Below are 21,177 nucleotides of genomic sequence, written 5' to 3'. Positions count from 1 at the left end.
ACCCTCCTACGCTTTCTTTCTGCTTGCAATCACTGTTTTACGCATCTCTTTAAATGCCTGGGTCAAAGGCAGTTTTGCCGGACAGGCATACGAACAGCAGCCACATTCGCAGCATTCCATACCATCTAATTTTACAAATGCATCTATGTCAGATCTTACAGCCACCTGCATCATCATCTGGGGAACTACGTGGCTGGGGCATACGTTTACACATCTGCCGCAGCGGATACAGGCTGTCGGCGCATTCAGTGCAACCTCATCCTTTGACATACAGGTAAGCGCAGAGGAGGTTTTGGTAACAGGTATATTCATGTTGAACAGCGCCTGCCCCATCATCGGTCCTCCGGAAATCACTTTTTCCGGTTCTGTCTTAAATCCGCCGGAAGCCTCTAACAGCTCAGCGTAATTTGTTCCTGTCCTCACATTGTAGTTCTGTGGATTTGTTATGGCATCGCCGGTAACCGTAATAATTCTTCGGATTAACGGGGTGGACTTTGCTACGGCATTGTAGATGGAAATAACCGTATCCACGTTATCCACGATACAGCCTGCGTCAGCCGGAAGCATGGAAGAATTGATCTTTCTTCCAGTCACCGCATAGATCAGGGAGCGCTCACCGCCCTGTGGATATTTTGTCTTTAGCGGACAAACCGTGATTCTCGGTTCATCTTTTACAAGCTCTGTCATCAGTCTGATTGCTTCCGGCTTATTGTCTTCTATACCAATTACGCCCTTTGCATTGTCAAACAGCTGAAGAATGATATTCAGACCTTTTACAATGCTATCCGGCTCTTCGAGCATCATCCGGTAATCGGATGTCAGATATGGTTCACATTCTGCTCCGTTTACAATGATGGTATCAATTTTTGTCTCATCCTTTGGTGTCAGCTTTACGTGTGTGGGGAATCCTGCTCCGCCAAGACCTACGATACCGGCCTCCTTTACAATATCACGTATCTCCTCTTTTGACAGGGATTTGGGATCCCTCTCTTTACCAAATCCTTCCGCCTCCTGATATTTTCCGTCATTCTCAACGATGATTGACATTACCATGGAGCCGTTTGCGACCATTCTTGGTTCAATGGTTTTTACTGTTCCTGAAACGGAACTGATCACACATGCAGAAATAAAACCTCCTGCCTCTCCGATCTTCTGACCAACTAATACCTGATCACCTGCCGCCACCAGAGGCTTTGCAGGTGCGCCGATATGCTGGGACAGCGGGAACACCATCTCGCCTTTTGGCTGCAGTACCTGCACAGGTTTATTTTCCGACAATTCTTTTCCCTCATAGGTGTGAATGCCGCCTTTAAATGTAGCCAAACCCATTAGACTAACCCTCTTTCTCTACAATTCTTTATCTCTCCCGACAAAATTTTCTCATTTTGTCACCGAAGTAAGTATAACACAATCCGGGAGGTGAAACAATCCGAAATTACATATTGTATACTGTGTTCCAAATGTAAATCTTTCCATTCGTGGAATAAAACAGCTTTTGAAATTCAGAATTTATTGTTAAATGATAAACAATTATGCTTTGTAACAATCATCTATGTTTTCTCAAAAAAACAATCATTTCTTTTTGTACACATTTAAAAACAAAATAAATAACTTTTGGAACTATTGTTTTTATTTTTATACATTTTTTATTGTTAAATTTTTATTAAATTAAACCCATTGTTAGAAAGTTAACTTTCATATTCATAAATATTTTTCATTAATAAGCCCATTTATTTATTAAAAAAAATAATAACAAAACAGGAGCATTAGACATTCCAGAACAGGAAATTTCTTCCTGTTCATAGCTTTGTCCTATGCTCCCAGGCTGAACCAACTGGTAAAAACCATAGATTAATCCAGTTCTGCTGCTCCGGTATGAAGCTGATAATACCGTCCCCTCTGTTTTAACAGATCCTCGTGATCTCCCCGCTCAATAATCTCACCGTTTTCCAGTACCATAATGGCATTGGCATTTCTTACCGTGGACAGACGGTGTGCGATAACAAAGGTGGTCCGGTTGGTCATAAGACGGTCCATTCCCCTCTCAATGTGCTTTTCCGTTCTTGTATCCACGGAGCTCGTCGCTTCGTCAAGAATTAAAATGGGAGCTTTGGAGATGGCTGCTCTCGCTATATTGAGAAGCTGTCTCTGACCCTGGCTTAAATTGGCTCCGTCTCCTTCCAGAACCGTTTGAAACCCGTCGTGCAGCCTCATAATGAAGGAATAGGCAGAAGCTGTTTTTGCCGCCTCAATGACCTCTTCATCTGTAGCATCAAGCCGCCCATAGCGGATATTCTCCATTACGGTTCCTGTAAACAAATGGGTATCCTGGAGCACCATGGCGATGTTTCTGCGAAGGTTTTCCCGTTTCATGTTTTGGATATTTACGCCGTCAATGGTGATTTCTCCGCCCTGAATGTCGTAAAAACGGTTGAGTAAATTGGTGATTGTGGTTTTGCCGGCTCCGGTTGAGCCTACAAAAGCAATTTTCTGACCCGGCTTTGCATAAAGGCTGATATCTTTTAAGATCACTTTTTCCGGATTATAACCAAAGGTCACATTCTTTAATTCCACAAATCCATTCATTGGTTCCAACTCTTTTGCATCTTCCCCATCTGCAGGCTCCGGACTCTCATCCATAATTGCAAATACCCGTTCTGCACCTGCAAGTGCGGAGAAAACGTTACTGATCTGCATGGAGATCTCATTGATCGGCCGGCTGAACTGTCTGGAAAAGTTTAAAAATACAGTCAGTCCGCCTACGTCAAATCCTCTTATCACACACAGGAGAGCTCCGATGCAGGCAGTTAAAATATAATTTAACTGGCTTAAATTAAACATGACCGGCATCATGATACCGCCAAAAAACTGGGCATGTATCATGTTATTTTTTAAATCCTCATTGAGAATGCCAAATTCCTCTTCCGCATCCTGCTCGTGGCAGAATACCTTTACCACCTTTTGCCCGCTGATGGTCTCTTCAATATATCCGTTGACTGCTCCCAGTGAACTTTGCTGGGCAGAAAAGTATTTCTGGCTTCTCGCGGCAATTATCCCTGCCGCTTTCATCATAACCGGTATCAGCACCAGTGTCACCAGGGTCAGCCAGATATTCGTATAGATCATAAGAAACAGTGTTCCCACAATGCTTAATGCTCCTGAGAAGAGCTGGATTAAGGTATTGCTCAGCATCTGACCAATGGTATCCACGTCATTGCTGAACCGGCTCATCAAATCGCCGGTATTGTTGGTATCATAAAACCGCACCGGAAGGGTCTGCATCTTTTTAAACAGATCATCTCTTATCTTCTGGAGGGCATTCTGGGCAACTGTGATCATGATTTTTGACTGGGCATAGTTAGCCAGCACTCCCACCAGGAAAACCGCCGCCATGACAGCAAGCCCTTTTGCAAGGCCTGCCGCATCTCCCCTGCTTCCGTCTAGCGGTGCAATGAACCGATTCATTATGGGGCGCAGCATATAAGCGCCTCCCAGATTGGAAAGTGTGCCGATCATTACACATATGATTGCAATTGCCATCTGGGGTCTGTATTCTTTTAAATAAGCCAGCAAACGTCTGGCGGTGACATTGGCATTCTTTGGAGTGCCTTTTTTCATTGGTCTTCCATGCCCTGGTCCCCCCATACCTCCTGCACCTTTTAAAGTTGAGGCAGACCGGCCGTAACGCCTTTTTAAGCTTTCAATCTTCTTTTGTTCATCCATTATGCACCTGCCTCCTTTTCCCGGTCTTTCTGTGAATAATAAATCTCCTGATACGCCTCGCAGGTTTCCATGAGTTCTCCGTGGGTTCCGGTTCCGGCTATTTTCCCTTCATCCAGAACAATTATTTTATCCGCATGTTCCACTGACCCGATCCTCTGGGCAATGATGAATTTTGTAGTATTCTTAAGCGTGGTTGTAAAGCTCTGTCTGATCTTTGCTTCTGTCGCCGTGTCAACTGCAGACGTGCTGTCATCAAGAATCAGGATTTTAGGCTTCTTTAAAAGAGTTCTTGCGATACAAAGCCTTTGCTTTTGCCCGCCGGAAACGTTGGAGCCGCCCTGTCCTAAGTCTGTGTCATACCCTTCTTTAAAGCTGGAAATGAATCCATGGGCCTGAGCGCTTTCCGACATGAGAATTATTTCATCCATATCGGCAGTTTCATTTCCCCATTTCAGGTTTTCTTCAATGGTTCCGGAAAAGAGAACATTTTTCTGAAGCACCATTCCAACTCCTTCTCTTAAATTCCGGATGGAATAATCCTTCACATTGATTCCGTCCACCAGCACTTCTCCCTCATCTGCATCGTAAAGACGGGGAATCAGCTGTACCAGAGAGGTTTTGCCGCTTCCGGTCGCACCGATAATACCGATGGTATCACCAGGATTTGCAGTGAAGGTTATATGATCCAGGACCAGATCCTCTGTTCCCTTTGTATACTGAAAGCATACATTCCGAAACTCTACTTTTCCGGCAGTAATCTGCGCTGCTTTTTCTGAAGCCTGTTCATCAGTTAAGTCAATTTCCGTGTCTAAGACCTCTTTTACTCTCTTTAAAGAGGCCATTGCACGGGAGGCCTGTAAAAAGACCATGGAAAGCATCATCAAAGACATCAGAATCTGAACAATATATATGGTAAATGCGGTTAAATCCCCCACCGGCATGCTGCCTGCGATAATTAAATTTCCTCCATACCATACGACGGCAATGGTAGTGATGTTCATCATCAGCATCATTAACGGCATGGCAGCGATCACTACCTTCATCGCATTTAAGCTGCCTTCTTTTAAATCCCGGTTGGTCGTACGGAACTTTTCTTCCTCATGGTTTTCCCTGACAAAGGATTTAATAACCCTTACATTGGTTAACGCCTCCTGCACACCCGAGTTTAAACGGTCGATTTTCTTCTGCATGACCTCAAACCGCGGAAACGCTATAATAAGTATAATCGCGATCAGAATGATCAGAACCGGAATGACAACAAGAAGAATGCTGACCAGCTGCCTGTTCATTAAATATGCCATGATCAGACCTCCTATGAGCATACCCGGAGCCCGAAACATCATACGGAGAGTTAACATCACTACGTTCTGAATCTGCTGGATATCATTGGTCAGCCTGGTCACCAGAGATCCTGTACTGAAATCGTCTATATTTTTAAAAGAAAATTCCTGAACTTTATGAAAAACATCTTTTCTTAAATCCGTGCTGAAGCTGATGGAGGCCTTTGCTGAATAATAGGCGGCTCCGATTCCCCCAATTGCCATAACTACAGCGATCAAAACCATGATAATGCCCATTTTTACAATATAGGCTTCATTTCTTTCCAGCACTCCGTTATTGATAATCATGGAAGTCAGCCTGGGCAGCAATATCTCTCCAAAAACTTCCGTGAGCATAAGAATGGGAGCCAGAATAAAAGCACCCAGATAGGGTCTTATATATTTCCAGTATCGTTTCAAGTTGTTATTCCTCTCTTTCTGCCATGTCCTTTTCTACAGGTATCCGGGACAAATTATCATAAATACGGTCCAGCACCTGACCCATGTAAATTAAATCTTCATCGGAAAAGCCCTGAAACATCTTAATTTCTACATTACGGAAATATTCCCGGCTTTTGCCTACCATATCCTTCCCTTTCTCTGTCAGACACAGCTGATTCATCCGATTATCCTCTTTGTCCACGATCCGGGTAATATAACCTCCTTTTTCCAGCTTCTTTACTGATACCGCAATGGTAGCAGTGGAAACGTAAAGGCGTTTTGCAATCTCCTTCTGAGACACATTGGAATGCTCTGAAAGCATCATTAGGATCTGATGCTGGCTGCGGTATACCCCGGTCTGCTTCCCCTGCTCATCCAAAAGGCACCGGTGCATCTTCATGATCTTCATATATTTTGTCATAACGCTGTGCATCGGCGAACTCATCTCCATTGATCCTTCCGCTCTGAAATGGCACATCGGTTTCATTCTTACGCCTCCTTTTGTTAGCCTACTAATAATTAGCTAATTAACTATATGGAATTATAACACCGCCTGTTTCCGTTTGCAATCATATATTTCATGGAATTCAGGCGGCAGGTTTCCTGTTTTTTGTATGTTTTTGATATAAATTATCAATTAAACAGCTAGAACAGCCTTAATTCCTGCTGTTCATACTCCTGACGCCGTTTAAGAGGGATCTGTCTCTCCGCCAGCATACCGCGGAACGCTTCTTCATGGGAAAGCCAGTCCCCGATCTCACTCTTTTCCAGAATCAGCGGCATCCGGTCATGGACAGGCGCCACAAAAGGATTGGCATTGGTTGTGAGAATGACAAACCGGTCTTCCTCTCCAAGATTGTAAAAACCAGCCAGAAACAGGATGGGAACACCTTCCCGGTAAAAAGCTGCTTTCTCCCTGTTTTTGCTCCATTCATAAAATCCGCTGCAGGGAATAACGGCCCTGCGCCGCAGGATGCTTTCACGGAACATGGGCTTTTCAAGTACTGTTTCTGATCTGGCATTAAAGATCACACCTTTTTTCTGAAAGCCGGGAAATCCCCAGCGCTGCAGGGCAGTGACCACTCTGCGGTCTTTGTTTATAAGGACCATGGCCTGATCAGCGGGATGAACGTCTCCTGTAAGCCTCTCCCTGTTTATTTTATTATCAATTTCTCTTACCAGCTTTTCAATCTCCCGCGCTGTCTCATCATCCACATAATACCTTCCGCACACGCTTTTCTCCCTTCCCTTCGCTTTTATTTTGGTAATATCATAACCCATTTACAGGCTTCCATGTAAAATATCAGCTTAAATTCATGGCGTATTCCTCCGATTATGGCTTCGCACTCATATTCTTTTGAGGGAATTCCCGAATAATTTTTATTCTCACTATGCCTTACCGTAATCTCTCTCACTGTCTGGATCTCTCCGTCATCGCCCTCAAACTTAAAGCTTAACGGCCTTAGATTACAGCTGGCTGTAAACCATGCCTTACAGGCTATATGATACATTTTACCTTTTAATTCTCCGCTGTCAATCGCCTCTGCATTGATTCCGATTCCAAAAGAAGACATCCTTCTCACTTCCTGTTTTTATAAAATAGTCTGCCTGCTGTAATCCACAGTCCTTTTTTCCCTGCTGATACCCCCGCCCATATGATCCAGACACCGGGCAGGTCCGTTCTGGGGGGTTTTTAAGAACGAGGCTCTTATAATGGAATCATTGCCAAACCGCTTTCTGATCTCATCCACGGTCCGGTCAAGACGTTCCAGCCGTTCATAGTCCCCTGTATCAAACAGGCCAAGCTGCCTTTCGCTTCCTTTTGTAATCTGACTCGTGTGGATACCAAGGTGGCGGACCGGCAGTTCATCCCATGCCTCATCGAATACCCGGCACGCTGTCTTAAAAATCTCTTCGGTTATATTGGTAGGCGAAGAAAGAGGGGCCTGATGGCTGTAATAATGAAAATCCCAGTCTTTAATTCCCACAGACAAAACTCCGGCACGGACTTTATCGGACCGCAGTCTTGCTGCCAGGGTCTCGGCAAGGGATAAAAGCACAAGATGGGCATGTTCCCTCTCCGTTACATCAAAGGCAATTGTGGTACTGTTGCCGTATCCTTTATTGGGCGGCGGCACCGGTTCTACCGCTGAAAAATCCAGCCCGTGGGCAAATCCCCAGATCACCTCTCCCATTTTGCCAAAATGACTTTTTATCAGGCCAGGATCGGTTCCTGCCAGATCTCCGATGGTCTTTATTCCAAGCTGGCCAAGCTTTCGAAATGTGGCCCTGCCTACAAAAAACAGGTCGCTGACCGGCAAAGGCCACAACTTTTCACGGATTTCTCCGGTCCACAGCGTATGAACCCGGTCCGGCTTTTTAAAATCCGATGCCATCTTCGCTAAAACCTTATTATCAGCAACACCGATATTAACGGTAAATCCCAGTTCCTCTCTGATTCTCTTCCCGATTTCCAGAGCTGCCTTTCGCGGCTCCCCGAAAAGCGCCTCCATCCCCGTCATATCCATGTATGCCTCATCAATGGAATACTGTTCCACTGTGGGAGAATACTCCTTCAGAATGCGGATAAAAGCATCGGAAGACCGCTGGTACAAATTATAATTAGGCGGGACCAGTAAAAGCCCGGGACATTTCTGCAGTGCCTCCGTAACAGACTGTCCTGTGTGAATGCCATACTTCTTTGCCGGGATGCTCTTTGCCAGAATGATCCCATGACGCATGGTCACATCTCCGCCCACTGCGGAAGGCACCAGCCGCAGATCCAGATTCCCGGAAAGATGCTTCAGCCGGTAGACCGCTTCCCAGCTTAAAAACGCAGAATTTACATCAATATGAAAAATAACCCGTCTCATACGCTCACCTCTGAGTATATGATAACCGAATGTATGTTCGATTAATAGTGGAAATAAAAGGATGTATTTCTTATGGGAATACATCCTCTTATTTTTCATTCAAAATCCGTTTCGCCTCAGTTTCCGTAATTACTTCATAACATTCAAATTCCGGAGCATCGGGATAAAAATATCCCAGAGACAGTCCCCGCCGCACCCATTCTCCGTTTTCATAGCCAAAGAACTGCCTTCCTTCCTGCTTAATCACAGTCCCTTTGTTTTCATAATCGGTTAATTTAAGAAACCTGATCTCATCCATGACATTTCACCTTTTCTATGCCCTTCGGAATCTCCATAGAATCAGAAAGTTCAAACATCTGATCACCCAGTTCTATGTATTCCCTGCTGCTCACATCCCTCATCAGCCTCTGCTTCTCATACAGTTCATGTATCTTCCCGCTCTTTACTCCGAAGCTCTCCGGTGTATGATACTGGAGCTCAAATGCCTGCCCCTGGGGGGAACGCAGAATGGTATTGATTCCATTATAGGGATTTTGACTGTCAAGCCAGTAATTCTTAATTTCAACCGTATTATAACCTGAATCCTGATAGATCTCAATGATTTTTATCACTTTTTCTGAAAGCAGCTCCGGAGAGACTGTATAAGTGTAGCGCAGGATATCTTTTATTTCACATGCCTGCCCTGTCTGACTGTATTTCCGGCAGAATTTTTTTAAATAAGAGCCGACTGACTTAATCCGGTATTCGGTGCCGGTCATGTCCACATCAGTCTGTTCTGCCACGCTCTTTACTTTTGCTGTGATGAAAGGTTCCCGCTTCAGCGCCTGTTTATACCAGAGTATGCCTTTGATCCACGCTCTTAATACGTTTCTCTCTCTGCGGACTGCTTTGAGACAGCAATATGGTTTCCTCACCGGCAGACAATCCCGGTAGTATTTTCCCCTTAGCATGATTCTGAATTTCCTTTTATATTTTTATAGTACCATTCAGAATATGCTGCCTGCCCTTCATTTGTGTCTGTTTTATTTCTCCCATGTGAAAAGCGGAAGTCCATACAGCCGGACCTCCGCTTATTTTAACTGCCTTTTTAAGCTTCCTTATTTTTGAAAATGATGCGGAAGATGGGGAAAAACACCCAGAATGAAACAGCCGAATTAATCAGCATGGTGATCACATCTGCCATCGTCTCTCCGCCTCTGCCCAGATTCAGCCTGTTCATAAAAAGATCATACACCGGAGCCTTATAAACTCCCTGTAAAGCGGCTGCACCGATGGTAATGATCACGTAGGCAATCACATACCACACGGCCGCCTTAAGAGCACTGTTATTAGCTTTAAATGTCACATTTCTCTGAAGAAAGAAATTGATTACCTGGGCAATGGCCATGGTAATCTCCACTGCCAGAAAATAAGCAAGTCCTCCGCCTCCCCCGCTGGAAAGCGTTCCTGCTGCATAATTAAAAATATAATAAGGAGAGCCATCCAGATTGGAGCCGATGTGCCCGATCTGGAAATTCGTGTCTGCAAGAGCGGTCATTTCAAACACATTCCGGAAAACCGGCATTAAAACCATCTGCAGTACCGTCACCCCGTTGGATACGATAAAAAATATTATAAATTGCGCCATTGCAGGATGTTTGCCGCCAAACGACTTCCATCCCTTTTTTAAACCTGCCAGCATTCCATCACTCCAATCTATTTCCCGGATAGTTTTTTTTCATAAGCCCTGTTCGCTTTTGCATTGGAAAAAAAGCCTCCGATCACCTTTTTCATTCCCTTCAGGAAATGTCCGTTGACGGCCAAAACCATTCCCTCTGCCATTTCCATACTCACAACTCCATTTGTCATTTTGGCAATTCCCCGAAACGGCATACTGTAAATAAAAAGAAGGTTTAAATCCGGTTTGCCTTTTGCCTCACTTTTGTTTTTCAAACCTGTCAGAACGCCATAGACCAGCCTTGCCAGCCTGCTCTTTGCATAGTACATCTGGCAGAATGCATCGTTGATTCCCAACTCCCCGCTCCATTTTCCATCGGGAATGGGGTGTCCCAGCAGCACTTCAAATTCTTCAGCGGATACATCGGTGATAAGACCAGAATAATAGGATTTCATTTTTTCCGGTGTATAAGGCAGGATATCCGTGGTACCTTCCAGTGTAAGAGTCGTGCTTAATCTTAAATCTTCCACACTGGCTCCGATGTATATGGTATAATCTCCCTTTTCCACTTCAAAGCGGTTCGTCGCTACGTTCCAGTACCGAAAAGTCTTATCGTCAAAGGGGATCTTAACGTTCCTGCTCTCCCCCGCTTTTAAATGAACCTTTACAAAGCCTTTCAATTCTTTATCCGGACGGAAAATCATTCCTTTGGGTCCGCCCACATAGAGCTGGGCCACCTCTTTCCCATCCCGGTCCCCCTTGTTGGTAATGGTAAAACGCACACCGTCTTCGGATAACTGCAGATCGGAGTAAGCAAATGTTGTATAAGACAATCCAAAACCGAAGGGATAACAGACAGGAATTCCTGCCGTATCGTAATACCGGTATCCCACGAAGATTCCTTCCCTGTATTCAGCGCAGCGTTCCTTTCCAGGGAAATAATGATATGCCGGAGTATCCGAAAGCTTTAGCGGATAACTCTCAGCTAAGCGGCCGGAGGGATTGACCTCACCGGTTATCACCCGTACCATGGCCCCCGCTCCTGCCTGGCCGCCTAAGTAACCATGGAGGAGGGATTTGCAGCAGGACTGCCATGGCAGTTCAATGACAGATCCTGCACTTAAAACTCCCACAATATTGGGGTTGACTTCGGCCAGAGCTTTAAGAAGACTGATCTGGCTGTCTGGTATTTCCAGATGGGTCCGGTCCTGCCCCTCTGACTCACTCAGCTCATCAAGCCCGAAGCAGTAAAGAACTGCATCGGCTTTTGCCGCCAGTGCAAGAGCCTCTTTTTTAAGCGCTTCATCTTCTTTTCCGTTTCGCTGATACCCTTTGGAGCACCCTATAAGGTTTAATGGAGCACTCTGTATTACCGACTCAATGGTCTCCAGGGACAGGGGATTTACAATGGAAGATCCTGCCCCCTGATAGCGGGGGGTAAATGCAAAATCTCCGATTACCGCAACTTTACAGCCGAAAGCCAGGGGAAGCATCCCATCTTCATTTTTGAGAAGAACAATGCTCTCCTGAGATGCTTTCCGGGCCAGTTCATGATGCGCCTTTGAGTCAAAGGATTTCTTTTCGCTCTTTTTAGCAGCTGTAAGGCTCAATACAGCATCTAATAAGTCATCCACACAGGCATCCAGTTCCTCCATGGTGAGCGTTCCAGTTTCCACCGCCGCTATTAATTCCCTTGCAGAACCCAGTCCCGGCGCCGGCATCTCTAAATCAGATCCTGCAGCAACGCCTTCCACATGATTATTGGAGCCGCCCCAGTCTGTGATGACAATTCCGTCAAAGTTCCAGTCACCGCGCAGAATATCCTTTAGCAGATGCTTGTTTTCATTGGCATAAACCCCATTTACCGCGTTGTAACTGGTCATAATGGATTTTGCGCCGCCCTCTTTCACTGCAATTTCAAAGCCTTCCAGATAGATCTCCCTGAGTGTCCGTTCATCAAGAACAGAATCAACCGACATCCGGAGCCTCTCCTGGCTGTTGACTGCGAAATGTTTGGGGCAGGCACAGACGCCCTGACTCTGGATTCCTCTTATATAGGCCGCTGCCATCTTTCCGGACAAAAGAGGATCTTCTGAAAAATATTCAAAGTTCCTTCCGCAAAGAGGACTTCGTTTGATATTAAGTCCGGGTCCCAGCAAAACATTTACTTCCTGGCTGGAAGCCTCTTCTCCCAGGGCCTTTCCGATTTCCTCTGCAAGATTCTCATCCCAGCTGTTCGCCACGGCCGCAGCCGTGGGAAAGCAGGTAGCCGGCAGGGACGCATTGAGTCCTAAATGATCCCCTGCACCGGCCTGTTTACGGACTCCATGGGGACCATCCGCACAAAATATGGAAGGGATTGCCAGCCGGTCAATATTCCTGGACTGCCAGACGTTCTTTCCGCTTAAAAAGGCCGCCTTTTCTTCCATCGTCATTTTTCGAATGATATCCTCATGCTTCATTATGCCATTCCTTCCTCTTCCAGTCGTTTTTTGTAGCTTTTTATAATTCTTACTTCCAAAAGGATAAACCCTGCTGCCAGAATCACGTCGATTATGATTGCAGCGATCTGCCACATCAGCAGACTTACGCTTGCATTATCTCCTTCATAGGCACGGCTGTTTACCACAGTGTACATAATGTTTTTACAGGATTTGCGCATGGCATTTAAGCTGGTGGCGCTGGTCCTGTCTTTTACATGATTTGTCTCCGTATCATAGGCAACCAGCATGGCATCATTCCCGTTGCGGATCTCCTGATCTGCATTCTGGTATCCATAGCCTCCAAAATAATCGGTGAGAACAAATCCCCGGAATCCCCATTCGTCACGAAGAACCTTGTTAAGCAGTGTATCATTGGCGCCGGAGTATACAGTTCCAATATAGTTAAAGGAAGACATAACTGCCTTTGCGTGCCCCTCTTTTACTGCAATTTCAAAGGGTTTTAAATAAATCTCACGGATTGCCTGCTCACTGGACCATGTACAAAGCATGCTTAAGCGGTTTGTTTCCTGGTCATTTAATGCAAAATGCTTGATATATGCATAAACTCCGTGCTTTTCGGCACCTGTAACAGCACTGGCTGCCATCTGTCCCGAAAGTACGCCATCCTCGGAATAATACTCAAAGTTACGGCCTGCAAATGCGCAGCGGTGGATATTCATAGCCGGTGCATACCAGCCGGATACCTTCATCTCATCTGCCATTTTGCCGATTTTTTCTCCAAATGCTTCTGCAATGTCACGGTTCCAGGTACTTGCAATCATGACGGCAGACGGAAAGCCGATGGAGCCGGTCCCTGTAAAGTTGTTATTGATGGAAGCAGGACCATCGCAGTCCACTGTTCCGACTTTATTCACACTTTTTGCCTCTGAGGTCTGATATCCTCCGATTGCAGTCATCATATCCATATCATTTACAGATAACTGGTCAAGAAGCTTCTCCCACTTGGGATCATCAAAGGACAGTCCCCGCATATCAGCCAGTTTCAGTCCGTTTCGGGCTCCTGTCACCGGCATCTGATCGCTGTCATTGTTGTGGGCAGCCGGATCGTAATTGCTGTTGTTTACAAAGGTTTTCTTGTATTTTTCCGGCATGCTCATACTCTTCGGTGCTGCTGTGGCTTTCTCGTAGTTGGCAAATCCATCTGCGCGGGAAAGATAGGTCAGCTCCCCGGCGGCATCCGCAAACCGGTTCACTGCTGCTGTTTGATCTGAGGTTCGGGGTTTCGACTCATTATATACCACAGTGGATGGTACGTGGTAATTCTGTTCTGCAATGATGGTGTGGGAATCGGACCGTATGGATATGCCATAATCTCCGGATTCCAGCACATAGCAGCCGTTGCCGGCCTCATCAAAAGAGGCCATATCTTCTGCCTGAATGGATATCTTAACAGTCTGGGACTCCCCAGGTTTTAAAGTGTCGGTTTTATCAAATGCAATCAGGTTTGCAGAAGCTTTTTCGATCCCTTTATTGGTATAGGGCGGATTGTAATAGACCTCCACTACATCTTTACCAGGGTTGTTTCCTGTATTAGTTACAGTCACGTCAAAAGAGACTGTTCCGTCATTTTCCGTTAATTGTCCCATCTCCTGCTGAAAAGAGGTATAGGATAATCCATAACCGAAGGGATAGAGTACCTCTTTCTCATAATCAATCAGTCCCTCTGCGGCCGCTGTCTCGTAAAAACGATAGCCTGTATAAATGCCTTCTGTGTAGTTTACAAAGCTTGGATAAGTATCTGCTCCCTTAAATGCCTTGCCTTTGAATTCATTCATGTTATCATAGGTAAAGCTGCCAAAGTTGTTGTAATTAGGCGCTTTGGTCAAATCCGTTACAAATGTATCACTGGTTTTTCCCGACGGATTAACGGCTCCGCTTATAATTTCACCCAGCCCTTTAAAACCGGACTGACCGGTACCAGGACACCAGATGGTGCTTTTTATCTGGCTGTAATCATTGACAAAACCAAGCTCCATGGCATTGGCACCGTTGTATACCACAATAACATGATCAAAACTGGAACATACCAGATCCATCAGATTCTTTTCTGTCCGGCTTAACTGCAGATAATGCTCTCCCGGCTCAAAATCCTTGTATTCCTTGGAATTGTCGGTATATGTAACCTTGCTTACATCAGTGGGAAGATCTGCCCCCTCTCCTCCTACCCGGGTAATGACCACCATAGCCGTATCAGAAAAAGCTTTGGCATCTTCTATGAGCTTGCCGCTGTAAGTGTCTGCCGCCGGCTCCGGCAGCGTCCAGTCCTGATCCCACATGCCAACACTTGGGCGGTCCGTGCGGTATGCCGTATAAAAATCAGTCAGGCTGGTATTAAGCTTAAAGCCTGCATCCGTGAGGCCCTGAAGCAGCGATACCGTCTCATATGCCTTTGAAAGAGACCCGGATCCTGTTCCCCCATAGCATGGGTTTGTGGAAGCCCAGCCAAATACGTTTAAATTGGAATTATTCTTTAACGGAAGAAGGTCTGCATCATTTTTCAAAAGAACAATCCCTTCCTTCGCAATCTCAGTACAAAGATCGGTTGCCTCATCAGATGTCTCCTGTGAAATGGTTCCGCTGCCGGTTGCCAGTGAAATCAGATTGGACATAGGTCCCCAGCAGATTAGGTTTACAACCACAACAAAAGCCAGAAGAATAGCCATAAGGCTGTTTTTGCGGATCAGATACTTCGTGGACCCCTTCCTCTTTTTGCATACCACCATAACTACGGCTGCAGCTGCAGCAACTACGGCAAAGCCGATGAGATACGGTACACACAATTTGACGATTTTTAACACATCATCAATGTTAATCTGTAACATTTCTTTCATCCTCCTCCATGCATAATACCAGAAACTGGTTTTGTCTTCTTACTTTAACACAGTTATGGCGCACTGGGCCGTCAATTGCACAACCGGTCGGTTTTTCTGCATAAAAAGCAGCGCTGCCTGTCCGGTTTCAGGGAGGTTAGCGCTGCCGTATTTTAACTTATTCCTCCCTGGGAAGGGGGATGACCACATTCAGTTTAAACCAGTTATCTTTCGTATCAATGGTTACCCAGCCATTGTATTTTTTAACGGTGTATTTAATACTTTTGATGCCATATCCATGATACTCCTTATTTGCCTTTGTGGTTGCCGGCTGATTGTTCTCAAACCGGATATTTCCTTCAAAATAATTCTCAAACCGCATGACAACAAATTCTTTTTTGGAAAGTACCTCTGCGTGAATCAGTCTTTTCTCCTTGTCTTCAATTTGTATTGCACATTCAATGGCGTTGTCCAGAGCATTACCAAGAATCGTACAGATGTCCATGACATGGATAAAATTCAACAGCTTTCCATCAACCACTGAAGTCAGCTCAATCTCATGTCTCTGACATGTCATACTTTTCCCGGTGAGTATGGTATCCACCACGGAATTGCCTGTTTTGTTCTGAGCCTCATAGGTGCGGATCTCGCTTTCCATTTCATCTAAAAATGCCAGCCGTTTTTCAGAGTCCTGTTCTGCTCTTAAAACAGCAATCTGGTGTTTTAAGTCATGATATTTCCGGTTTATCATCTCTATGCTTTCCCCTGATTTCCGGTACTGGGAATACTGGCTCTGGAGAATGTTGCGCATAGCTTCCAAATCATATTTTACCTGCATCTCCTGCCTTAATATGTGATAAGCAAAAAGGATAACAAGGCCGCTTAGATCCACCAGTGTCCTGATGTTAAATATCTCCTTTGTAATCTGGCTGCTGAAGGGAGAATTGGAATATACAAAGCTTAAGTTGCTGACAAAAAATACAGTCACTCCGGTGGCTGTTACAAACAGCAGCTCTTTCAGCGTAATATTTTCCTTCCGGATATGCTTTCTCTCCAAAAAATAAGCGCCTCCGAAAACAGCTCCGAAGACGATGAAAAAAACAAGAATATCCAGCCACATCGCCGATATCTGGGTATTGAGTACTGCATTATAATAAAGCTGCCACTCCAACGATGCCGTAAATTCCGCCAGAATAAACGACCTGACGCAATAATATGCCGCGCTGCCGGCCTTCACCTCACAGGTAAACATGAAATATGCCTGCATCAGGCCAATTGCCAAAAGCATTCCGGGAATCCACAATGACTTTGGAAACGTTCCTGCTGCCAGCTGTATGCTGCATTGCAGAAAGCATGCAATGCCCATGACAGCCGCCAGGGAAAACCCTTTCAATTTCCTTTTGAGATTTAAAACGTAGATGCTGCATGCGGCCCACTCCGCAATCCCAGTGTAAAGCCTTGGAATCTCTGTCAGTGTAATATGGTTCATTATAAAGTCCCTCCAAGATAATTGGTCAGTTCTTCCATAAACTCCTTTTTTTTCGTCCTGCTGACCGGCAGTCTGGCTCCTTTCATAAGCACGCAGCCATCCTGCACCCCTTCCACATGCTCCAGGTTTAAAAGATATCCCTTGCTGCACCGGAAAAAATTTGAATTTCTCAGTTTTTCCTGCGCATCCTTCATCGCTCCAAAGGTCACATACTCTCCGGTGAGGGTATGAAAAATAAGCCGGTGCCCAAGACTTTCAACATAACAGATATCCGTGAGGTACAGCTTCACCGTACCTCCCTTTATGTTAACCGCCATAAACTTTTTAACATTCCGGTTCATGCGCCCGATCACCTTATCAAGCCTCTGGGAAAAAGAAAAATAGGAAACCGGTTTCAGCACATAATCCGTCGCATGGACGGTATAGCCTTTAATGGCATACTGGGCCATGTTGGTGATGAAAATGATAATGACCTCAGGATCCTTTTCCCGGATGTGCTGGGCCGCCGTCATTCCATCCATAAATCTCATTTCTATATCCAGTAAAATAATATCGTACTCCGCCTTATAGTTTTCAACAATTTCATCTCCGTCAGAAAAAGTGAGAATGTGAAACAGCTCATTCCGTTCATTCTGATACCGGAGTAAATATTCCTTTAGCTGCGAAACACTCTCTGCATCATCATCCACAACTGCAATTCGAATCATAACTCTCTCCTCTGGTGCGGTTAATCGTTATATCTTATTAAGGATACACCAAATTTTTCCAGCTGGCAACATGATTGAAATTGGATTCTTATCAAAAAAAAGAGATACCAAAAGGTATCCCCCATAAAAATTTTGTTATTTTGTTCTGGATATCAGGAGTTCTTTTAAATCGGTAATCGACATATTCTGCTGGTCCAGAATGGAAGATACTTCCTTAAACTGTTCCAGACTGATCTTTTCCTGAATTTCCTTCTCTTTTTCTATTAATTCAGCAATTGAATTCTTATGCTGCTGAATGGATTCCTGTACTTCTGCCAATTCCTTCTGAAGCTTTTCAAGTGATGATTTTCTTACTCCTCTTGCCATATTTAAGTCTCCTTGCTGATTCTGGTATTCTGACCATATATTAGCAATTATCAGACTAAAAATCAATAATATTTCCATAATATGGTACTGGTAATTATTTCCAGTTATTCTGCCGAATTATTTTCTCCGGAATTAGGATCGGATGACCAGGATTTGTCTGTCTGTTTTCCGGAGAATATACGTCTTACCCCATTGGATTTTTGCATATAAACATCCTCATCAGGATAATAGCAGGTATCCTCATTCTCCTTCGTTCCCACGTCGAGAATCACCAGAACTTCATTGCCGGAATTGAAAAATGTATGAGCAATGTCTTTCCCAGCCGGTTTTGCGATAAAATCATCTTTTCCCACTTCCTGTTCCTGCCCGTTTAACCGCAAAGTTCCTTTTCCCGACAGAATCAGGAAAAATTCCTCCTGCTGTGAATGGCTGTGGTATTTCGTGCTGAATGCTCCGGGAGGGACATAATCAATATTTACATAAAGCTTCTGGCTTCCTGCCGATTCCCCTAATGATTTCGTGACCAGTCCCGCTTTATCACTCCAGATAAACTGCTTTGAGAGTTTTTCTATATTTTCTATATTCATTTTTATATTTCTCCATTCTTATATGATTCTTCCATTATAATTTCCCTGCATTGATTAAATATTGAAAACCGTCTGATTGCAGCATCAATGGCTTCATCCATTGACTTTGACCGCTTGACACCTGGCTCAAACCAGATGTTTTTTACCAATAATGTCTGTTTTTTCGTATCGGCAGATGCCTCAATTCTGCCGATAAAACGATCACCGTAAATAACAGGCAGCACATAATGTCCGTATCTGCGTTTTTCCGGGGGAGTGTAAATTTCCCATTTGTAATCAAAGCCAAAAAGTGCCTGTATTAACTTTCGGTCCCACAATAAGTTATCTAATGGGGCAATAAATTCACATCTTTTTTTCCAGCTTATATGATCCTCGCATTGTCTGGCTAAAGGAATATCCTCCACCAGCATATACAGCTCCTCTTTGATCCCTTTTATCTGGACTTTTTTTATTTTTTCTTCCTTAAGAAGCCGTGTAAAAACGGCACTTCTCTCCGCTGATTTCAGACCGTCGATATTCAGCCATGCGTCAGAAGCCCGGTTCCACATAAGCCCCACAGCGCCGATTCTGCGTAAAATACGCCATGTGTGATGGTCATGCTCATCCGGATACGGATCAGGACTTGATAAAATCGTCTCAGGTATGCAGGTTTCAATGAGATCATAGTATTTGATAGATCCCGCTTTATGATGAACCGCCAGCTCACCGGTAAAATACATATGCTCAAGCACTGCTCTGGACAGTTTGGTACGGCTCCAGTACCAGTCCACCTTATCCGGCATATCGAGATCCCCGGAACACACCGGACCGTGATCTGCGATGTATCTCTTCACCTGCCCCTGTGCCCCATGAACTGCCTCATGACTTCGCTCCCACTGCCGGTGCTGCTTTCGGAAGCGTTCAAAATACGGCCAGTCACCCACTGGAAAAATAGAAAGGTTTTTATCAAAGTAATCTACAAGCACACGGTCCTGATATAAAAGATCAGAAAGCATCTGTTTGGAAAACCTTCTGATCCGTGACTGCAGAACCAGTTCAGCATTTTTTCCGCACACATCCACCGGGTCAAACTGGATACAGCCAGCCTGACGGATAAAGTCCATAACTCCCTGCTTTCCCTCAAACCGATAGTCTCCAAGCAGTCCCTGCTTCCGAAACAGAAAACGGCATGCCTGTCTTTTTGTAAAAGATATCATTTCCATCTCTTCCCTCTCTTTGCAAATATCCCTGAAATATGTATTACTCTCAGAAAATACCAGTGTACTTAACGTAATTACTGATGTAATATATAAAAAAAACATAAGGGGTAATACATAATGCCAAATTCATATTTTAACAAAAATGACTCTTGCCAGAATGGCTTAGCACTGGGCATCAGCGTTGGTTTAATCTGTGCTTCAGTAATTAATAATCTTGGAATCGGATTAGCAATGGGGATCGTCTTTGGTATGTTATTTCAAAATGGATTTTTCAGAAAAAAGCTGTAATACATAGAAACAGATTATGATCCTCCTTTTTAAGAATATTAACGTAAACACCTCCCGCAGTCAAGAAGAATAGACCGGCGCGGTCATCTCAATATGGTTACCTTCGCTGTCCTTAAATTCACAGACCCAGTTTGTAGAGTTTAAATTACATTTCACAGAATCGGCCTGTCTTTCTTCATATCCAGACGCCATGTTGGGATTTCCCCGTCATCGCCACAATATTCATCCAGTTGTTTAATCTTACCATATTCCATCTGAAAAAATGAAACAACATGACAGGATACCTCATCCGACCAGATATGGGCAACCGTAATAATCAGATCACCAATCTGCTCCATTCGTTCCAACTCCCCATTCCATTTTCCCGGATATTCACAGTTCACTTTTATAAACTCCGTAACAGTAAACTGTTCATTTGTACAATGCCAGCAAATCACCCCATTCTCATGAAAAAAAGTCAAAAGCTGATCTGCATTTTGTTCCGCCACATACTTCCAATAAAGATTCATTCTGTCTCTATCCATACTTCAATCCTCCAAACTTAGTCTGCGCAGAATTCATCAGGCGCAGAATCATCATATCACAGAAAGAAAGACAGCTGTATGTCATGTTTTATAAAAGAAAAGGTATTAAAATATTTCAGTAAAACATCATAAAAAATAATATATTTTATGTCATGTAATAATATTGTTAAAATACGTTTAATTCATAATAATTCCACACATTTCACATATTTTCAGCTTTACATAATGACATTTTTAGGTTATACTTACTATAACTCTTCTTTGGAGCATCGTTTCCCCAATTTTTACGATGCTCTTTTTTTATTGCTATTTTATTATGAATCATGATACATTGAGATCTCCTTGAACCTTTTTCCTTAAAATGATATAATCGTTTCATTACAAAACAAGGAGGTATTATCTATGAACTTTACCTACACTCCCAATAAGATCGCACTTTATCATTCAGACAGCAACCTGCTGGCTGAAGTTACCTTTCCAGATGTAGATGATAAGACTGTTAATATCAATCATACCTTCGTGGATGATTCTCTCAGAGGCCAGGGCATCGCAGGCCAGCTGATGCAGGCCGCTGCAGATCATCTGCGTTCTGAAGGAAAAAAAGCAGTCCTGACATGTTCCTATGCTATCACCTGGTTTGATAAGCATCCGGAATATCAGGACTTGCTGAAATAATCGTTTTATTTTCGC

Annotated in this window: 20 protein-coding genes; 2 read left to right on the top strand and 18 right to left on the bottom strand. The window is 44.2% G+C overall.

Annotated features, from left to right (window positions below):
* Window positions 1–6 precede the first annotated feature (6 nt).
* The 17 genes from rsxC to V7D18_RS13350 all read right to left on the bottom strand — a co-directional run bounded on the left by rsxC (window position 7) and on the right by V7D18_RS13350 (window position 19,678).
* A complete protein-coding gene (gene rsxC / locus V7D18_RS13430) occupies window positions 7–1,329 on the bottom strand; it encodes an electron transport complex subunit RsxC (RefSeq protein ID WP_426154780.1) in 1,323 nt (440 codons plus the stop codon).
* A 522-nt stretch (window positions 1,330–1,851) separates the two neighbouring features.
* Window positions 1,852–3,723, bottom strand: coding sequence for an ABC transporter ATP-binding protein (locus tag V7D18_RS13425; protein WP_426154779.1), 1,872 nt, complete (start codon window positions 3,721–3,723; stop codon window positions 1,852–1,854).
* Window positions 3,723–5,462: an ABC transporter ATP-binding protein gene (locus V7D18_RS13420; protein WP_426154778.1), complete on the bottom strand. Its 1,740-nt coding sequence runs from the start codon at window positions 5,460–5,462 to the stop codon at window positions 3,723–3,725. The genes V7D18_RS13425 and V7D18_RS13420 overlap by 1 nt, the downstream gene beginning before the upstream one ends.
* Window positions 5,463–5,466: 4 nt before the next feature.
* The gene (locus V7D18_RS13415; RefSeq protein WP_426154777.1) at window positions 5,467–5,970 is read right to left on the bottom strand and encodes a MarR family winged helix-turn-helix transcriptional regulator; all 504 of its coding nucleotides are present in this window, start codon (window positions 5,968–5,970) and stop codon (window positions 5,467–5,469) included.
* Window positions 5,971–6,128: 158 nt separating this feature from the next.
* Entirely contained in the window at window positions 6,129–6,764 is a 636-nt protein-coding gene (locus V7D18_RS13410; RefSeq protein ID WP_426154776.1) for an SOS response-associated peptidase, read from the bottom strand.
* Window positions 6,740–7,057 (bottom strand): hypothetical protein, encoded by a 318-nt coding sequence (locus tag V7D18_RS13405; RefSeq protein WP_426154775.1) that lies wholly within the window; start codon window positions 7,055–7,057, stop codon window positions 6,740–6,742. The genes V7D18_RS13410 and V7D18_RS13405 overlap by 25 nt, the downstream gene beginning before the upstream one ends.
* An 18-nt stretch (window positions 7,058–7,075) precedes the next feature.
* Entirely contained in the window at window positions 7,076–8,356 is a 1,281-nt protein-coding gene (locus V7D18_RS13400) for a DNA polymerase Y family protein (protein ID WP_426154774.1), read from the bottom strand.
* Window positions 8,357–8,444: 88 nt separating this feature from the next.
* Window positions 8,445–8,654, bottom strand: a complete 210-nt coding sequence (locus V7D18_RS13395; protein ID WP_426154773.1) for a hypothetical protein — start codon at window positions 8,652–8,654, stop codon at window positions 8,445–8,447.
* Window positions 8,647–9,306, bottom strand: coding sequence for a hypothetical protein (locus V7D18_RS13390; RefSeq protein ID WP_426154772.1), 660 nt, complete (start codon window positions 9,304–9,306; stop codon window positions 8,647–8,649). Before V7D18_RS13390 ends, V7D18_RS13395 begins: the two co-directional genes overlap by 8 nt.
* A gap of 137 nt (window positions 9,307–9,443) precedes the next feature.
* Window positions 9,444–10,037 carry a hypothetical protein gene (locus tag V7D18_RS13385; RefSeq protein WP_426154771.1) on the bottom strand — a complete coding sequence of 198 codons (594 nt, stop codon included), beginning with the start codon at window positions 10,035–10,037 and terminating at the stop codon, window positions 9,444–9,446.
* A 14-nt stretch (window positions 10,038–10,051) separates the two neighbouring features.
* Window positions 10,052–12,475, bottom strand: a complete 2,424-nt coding sequence (locus V7D18_RS13380; protein ID WP_426154770.1) for a beta-glucosidase — start codon at window positions 12,473–12,475, stop codon at window positions 10,052–10,054.
* Entirely contained in the window at window positions 12,475–15,339 is a 2,865-nt protein-coding gene (locus tag V7D18_RS13375; RefSeq protein WP_426154769.1) for a glycoside hydrolase family 3 N-terminal domain-containing protein, read from the bottom strand. Before V7D18_RS13375 ends, V7D18_RS13380 begins: the two co-directional genes overlap by 1 nt.
* 166 nt (window positions 15,340–15,505) lie before the next feature.
* Complete coding sequence (locus V7D18_RS13370) at window positions 15,506–16,816, bottom strand: GHKL domain-containing protein (protein ID WP_426154768.1); 1,311 nt, start codon at window positions 16,814–16,816, stop codon at window positions 15,506–15,508.
* Window positions 16,816–17,523: a LytR/AlgR family response regulator transcription factor gene (locus V7D18_RS13365; RefSeq protein ID WP_426154767.1), complete on the bottom strand. Its 708-nt coding sequence runs from the start codon at window positions 17,521–17,523 to the stop codon at window positions 16,816–16,818. Before V7D18_RS13365 ends, V7D18_RS13370 begins: the two co-directional genes overlap by 1 nt.
* Before the next feature lie 135 nt (window positions 17,524–17,658).
* A complete protein-coding gene (locus V7D18_RS13360; RefSeq protein ID WP_426154766.1) occupies window positions 17,659–17,889 on the bottom strand; it encodes a hypothetical protein in 231 nt (76 codons plus the stop codon).
* Between the two features lie 104 nt (window positions 17,890–17,993).
* The gene (locus V7D18_RS13355) at window positions 17,994–18,476 is read right to left on the bottom strand and encodes a cupin domain-containing protein (protein WP_426154765.1); all 483 of its coding nucleotides are present in this window, start codon (window positions 18,474–18,476) and stop codon (window positions 17,994–17,996) included.
* A gap of 2 nt (window positions 18,477–18,478) precedes the next feature.
* Entirely contained in the window at window positions 18,479–19,678 is a 1,200-nt protein-coding gene (locus tag V7D18_RS13350; RefSeq protein ID WP_426154764.1) for a winged helix-turn-helix domain-containing protein, read from the bottom strand.
* 114 nt (window positions 19,679–19,792) lie between these two features.
* Here V7D18_RS13350 and V7D18_RS13345 point away from each other — a divergent pair, with 114 nt between their 5' ends.
* Window positions 19,793–19,963: a hypothetical protein gene (locus tag V7D18_RS13345; RefSeq protein ID WP_426154763.1), complete on the top strand. Its 171-nt coding sequence runs from the start codon at window positions 19,793–19,795 to the stop codon at window positions 19,961–19,963.
* Window positions 19,964–20,115: 152 nt separating this feature from the next.
* Here V7D18_RS13345 and V7D18_RS13340 read toward each other — a convergent pair whose 3' ends face one another.
* Window positions 20,116–20,487 (bottom strand): nuclear transport factor 2 family protein, encoded by a 372-nt coding sequence (locus V7D18_RS13340; RefSeq protein WP_426154762.1) that lies wholly within the window; start codon window positions 20,485–20,487, stop codon window positions 20,116–20,118.
* A 402-nt stretch (window positions 20,488–20,889) separates the two neighbouring features.
* Here V7D18_RS13340 and V7D18_RS13335 point away from each other — a divergent pair, with 402 nt between their 5' ends.
* Window positions 20,890–21,162, top strand: coding sequence for a GNAT family N-acetyltransferase (locus V7D18_RS13335; RefSeq protein WP_426154761.1), 273 nt, complete (start codon window positions 20,890–20,892; stop codon window positions 21,160–21,162).
* The last annotated feature ends 15 nt before the right edge of the window (window positions 21,163–21,177 follow it).

The organism is Lacrimispora sp. 38-1 (assembly GCF_049890855.1).
Taxonomy (GTDB): Bacteria; Bacillota; Clostridia; order Lachnospirales; family Lachnospiraceae; genus Lacrimispora.
This window is presented reverse-complemented; position numbering and strand designations above follow the sequence as displayed.

What these genes read in the sequence shown, in the direction of transcription:
- rsxC (WP_426154780.1), bottom strand. Translation starts at nt 1,329, where the DNA reads ATGGGTTTGGCTACATTTAAAGGCGGCATTCACACCTATGAGGGAAAA.
- V7D18_RS13425 (WP_426154779.1), bottom strand. Translation starts at nt 3,723, where the DNA reads ATGGATGAACAAAAGAAGATTGAAAGCTTAAAAAGGCGTTACGGCCGG.
- V7D18_RS13415 (WP_426154777.1), bottom strand. Translation starts at nt 5,970, where the DNA reads ATGAAACCGATGTGCCATTTCAGAGCGGAAGGATCAATGGAGATGAGT.
- V7D18_RS13410 (WP_426154776.1), bottom strand. Translation starts at nt 6,764, where the DNA reads ATGGGTTATGATATTACCAAAATAAAAGCGAAGGGAAGGGAGAAAAGC.
- V7D18_RS13405 (WP_426154775.1), bottom strand. Translation starts at nt 7,057, where the DNA reads ATGTCTTCTTTTGGAATCGGAATCAATGCAGAGGCGATTGACAGCGGA.
- V7D18_RS13400 (WP_426154774.1), bottom strand. Translation starts at nt 8,356, where the DNA reads ATGAGACGGGTTATTTTTCATATTGATGTAAATTCTGCGTTTTTAAGC.
- V7D18_RS13395 (WP_426154773.1), bottom strand. Translation starts at nt 8,654, where the DNA reads ATGGATGAGATCAGGTTTCTTAAATTAACCGATTATGAAAACAAAGGG.
- V7D18_RS13390 (WP_426154772.1), bottom strand. Translation starts at nt 9,306, where the DNA reads ATGCTAAGGGGAAAATACTACCGGGATTGTCTGCCGGTGAGGAAACCA.
- V7D18_RS13385 (WP_426154771.1), bottom strand. Translation starts at nt 10,037, where the DNA reads ATGCTGGCAGGTTTAAAAAAGGGATGGAAGTCGTTTGGCGGCAAACAT.
- V7D18_RS13380 (WP_426154770.1), bottom strand. Translation starts at nt 12,475, where the DNA reads ATGAAGCATGAGGATATCATTCGAAAAATGACGATGGAAGAAAAGGCG.
- V7D18_RS13375 (WP_426154769.1), bottom strand. Translation starts at nt 15,339, where the DNA reads ATGTTACAGATTAACATTGATGATGTGTTAAAAATCGTCAAATTGTGT.
- V7D18_RS13370 (WP_426154768.1), bottom strand. Translation starts at nt 16,816, where the DNA reads ATGAACCATATTACACTGACAGAGATTCCAAGGCTTTACACTGGGATT.
- V7D18_RS13365 (WP_426154767.1), bottom strand. Translation starts at nt 17,523, where the DNA reads ATGATTCGAATTGCAGTTGTGGATGATGATGCAGAGAGTGTTTCGCAG.
- V7D18_RS13360 (WP_426154766.1), bottom strand. Translation starts at nt 17,889, where the DNA reads ATGGCAAGAGGAGTAAGAAAATCATCACTTGAAAAGCTTCAGAAGGAA.
- V7D18_RS13355 (WP_426154765.1), bottom strand. Translation starts at nt 18,476, where the DNA reads ATGAATATAGAAAATATAGAAAAACTCTCAAAGCAGTTTATCTGGAGT.
- V7D18_RS13350 (WP_426154764.1), bottom strand. Translation starts at nt 19,678, where the DNA reads ATGGAAATGATATCTTTTACAAAAAGACAGGCATGCCGTTTTCTGTTT.
- V7D18_RS13345 (WP_426154763.1), top strand. Translation starts at nt 19,793, where the DNA reads ATGCCAAATTCATATTTTAACAAAAATGACTCTTGCCAGAATGGCTTA.
- V7D18_RS13340 (WP_426154762.1), bottom strand. Translation starts at nt 20,487, where the DNA reads ATGGATAGAGACAGAATGAATCTTTATTGGAAGTATGTGGCGGAACAA.
- V7D18_RS13335 (WP_426154761.1), top strand. Translation starts at nt 20,890, where the DNA reads ATGAACTTTACCTACACTCCCAATAAGATCGCACTTTATCATTCAGAC.